Source organism: Williamsia muralis NBRC 105860, assembly GCF_001598915.1.
Taxonomy (GTDB): Bacteria; Actinomycetota; Actinomycetes; order Mycobacteriales; family Mycobacteriaceae; genus Williamsia; species Williamsia muralis.
In genome coordinates this window covers 1-875 of record NZ_BDAP01000022.1, presented here as the reverse complement: position 1 = coordinate 875, position 875 = coordinate 1, and the positions used below count along the sequence as shown (strand labels likewise).

The following is an 875-nucleotide window of genomic DNA, read 5'->3' as shown; positions in this document are numbered from 1 at the left end:
TTTGCGGGAGAAGACCGGGAAGATCTCCGACACGATCCCGAAGAACGGCAACGCAATGATGTACACCTCGGGATGACCGAAGAACCAGAACAAGTGCTGCCACAAAATCGCACCACCATTGGACGGGTCATACAGATGCGCCCCGAACTGCCGATCAACCTCCAACCCCATCAACGCCGCCGTCAACAACGGGAACGCCAACAGGATCAGCACACTCGTCACCAAAATGTTCCAAGTGAAAATCGGCATCCGGAACATCGTCATACCCGGCGCACGCAAACACACCACCGTCGTGATCATGTTCACCGCACCCAAAATCGTGCCCAGACCCGACACACCCAGACCCAAAATCCACATATCCGCACCCGGACCCGGCGAATGCACCGCATCAGTCAACGGCGTATACGCAGTCCAACCGAAGTCAGCCGCACCACCCGGAGTGATGAACCCGGCAACCGCCACCGTCGAACCGAACACGAACAACCAAAAACTGAACGCATTCAACCGCGGGAACGCCACATCGGGCGCACCGATCTGCAACGGCAACACCACGTTGGCAAACCCGATCACAATCGGCGTCGCATACATCAGCAACATCACCGTGCCATGCATGGTGAACAACTGGTTGTACTGCTCAGTCGACAAGAACTGCAGACCAGGAGCCGTCAACTCCGTACGCATCAGCAACGCCATCAAGCCACCGATGAGGAAAAACGCAAAACACGCAACCAAATACATGATGCCCAGCATCTTGTGATCGGTCGTCGTCAACATCTTGTAGATGAACGAACCCTTGGCACCCGTGCGCTCGGGATAAGGCCGAACCGGAGCCACCTGAGTGGTGGGCTGGTCTACCGCGGTCACTGATCCTCCTG

1 protein-coding gene is annotated in these 875 nt (G+C 56.7%); it reads right to left on the bottom strand.

From position 1 onward, the window contains the following. On the bottom strand, positions 1–864 hold an 864-nt coding region (locus WIMU1_RS25685; RefSeq protein ID WP_174548785.1), incomplete at its 3' end, for a cbb3-type cytochrome c oxidase subunit I. Positions 865–875: the final 11 nt, after the last annotated feature.